We start from the raw sequence: 2,088 nt of genomic DNA on the forward strand, positions 1-2,088 counted from the left end.
GGGACCGGGTTATGGCTCAAATGATCCGAACCGCCCAGGTCAGGGATTGTAATTTTACGCTCCTGGTTTTAACATAAGTAAGGGCTGCAAATGGTAACAATACCGTTTGCAGCCCTCGTTGTTTTAATGCCGGAAGATATTTCCTTCTCGCCTGGCATAGTCACTTATACTAAGAAAAAAACTCGTGGATAATGTACATACACTACGACTGAAGTTGCTTCAGCTGGTCTTCTGTTAATCCTGTAGCTTGTATGATTTGAGACCAAGACATACCCATTTCCAACAAGTTACGGGCTACTTCTAAACCTTTAGACAGTTCCCCTTCAGCACGACCTTCAGCACGACCTTTTTCCATTCCTCTCTTCTCATCAAACTTTCTGGTGGCATATATATCACGCATATTCTTGATGTCCTCATCATAAAGCTCAAGTTCTTCTCGGGAAAGCTTGCGGAGGTCTCCTATCTCTGCCAACTTGCGGAAGACTGGATACTTCTCGCTGAATGGCATCTGTTCAAACATGTTCATATTCTTCATTATATAAATCCAACAATCAAATATATCCATACACTCTGCCTCCGTATGCTTGTCGAACAATGGCAGTTGGAGGTACACAATACGCATCCTGTCGGACACTCGCTGGCGTGTCTGCAAATCAGTAAGCACCAAGTCGGTACGAAACTTCTTTAGCATCGGACTCACCGATACAAAGTCCATGAAACACACCGTATAGACTGGAGCCAAATGATAGTCCCAGATTCCACGAATGCCTTGCTGCACGATGGCACGTGCCGTGTAATACAATGCCCTGTCGGCAAAGTATTCCTGCTCTTTCTTCTGCATCTCTACGATGACATGCTTGCCCTCGTTTGTGACGCAATAGACATCGAAGATTACACCGCGGTCATCGGGACGCAAGCCAAGTTTTTCTGTCTTGGCAAACGTCACGTCCTTGATTACCAACTCGTCTTCAAACAGTCCGTTGAGGAATGTTATCAGACATTCTTTCGTGTCCTCGCTTCCAAAGATTCGCTTGAAAGCCCAATCGACACGTGGGTCTATAAATCTTGCCATCTTCTTACGTTTTATAAGGTCGTGGACGCAATATTGCAATTCTGCTGCGAAGATACACTTTTTTATTGAAACTGCCAAGAAATTATGGGATTTTCTTTTTAAAATAACTGTACGGTTGAAAAGTTTCTATGGTTGTACGCAAGTACATGAAGAAGAATACTCAAGTGGCTCAGTCAGCTAGCTCAAGTGGTTCAGTCAGCGAGTTCAGACGTCTCAGTTAGCTGATGCAGACGTCTCGATAAGCTTACGGATACGTCTCAGTTAGCTTACGCAGTAATATCTATAACCCGATGCAGCCATATTCGTAACCCAGCGCAGTCATATCCGTAACCCGATGCAGCCATATCCGTAACCCGATGCAGCCATATTCGTAACCTGATGCAGCCATATCAGTAACCCGATGCAGCCATATAAGTTACCCAGCGCAGCCTTCATATGAACAAATTTTATGTAATCATCTATCATCCATCACGATTTACATCTATTATACATCTTAACATACTAATATACAGATACTTGAATAGCGTGATAGATACTTCAAAAATGGAAAAATCCATCACGCTATCCATCACGATTTGGGGTTATCCCTCACGATTTTCAGGAAAGTCAACGTGAATTATAAATAAGTTTTAACCGAGTCAACTCGTCTTACAAATAAAACTAAAAGTGGTCAACTAAAATCGTTAAACCACAAAGGTTACGGTTTCATAGAATGAAATATTTTATTTCATACCATGAAACTGTTCGTTTCAAGCGGAGAAACGCTTCGTTTCATCCTGTGAAACGAACCGATACGTATAGTTTCCTATATTTAGTTTACTACCTAGAGTCTTATTCCTGGTGAAGGTTGACAATTAATAATCGTTATTCCTAACCAAGATTGTCAGTCTCTGCTTTCGACCCATCGGCAAAGGATTTTGCTTTACTCGTAAATGAATTCGGTTACTTCTGCATAATGATTGTAAGCGGCTCCGCATTTATACCATTGTAGTCTTCTCATTTGTTCGTACCTTTGC

General features: G+C 42.0%; 1 protein-coding gene. It reads right to left on the minus strand.

Annotation, left to right across the window (positions count from 1 at the left end; all coding sequences use genetic code 11):
• Positions 1-202: 202 nt before the first annotated feature.
• Entirely contained in the window at positions 203-1,072 is an 870-nt protein-coding gene (locus KSW37_RS15395) for an Rpn family recombination-promoting nuclease/putative transposase (RefSeq protein ID WP_119229535.1), read from the minus strand.
• Positions 1,073-2,088: the final 1,016 nt, after the last annotated feature.

It is taken from the genome of Segatella copri (genome assembly GCF_019127135.1).
Taxonomy (GTDB): domain Bacteria; phylum Bacteroidota; class Bacteroidia; order Bacteroidales; family Bacteroidaceae; genus Prevotella.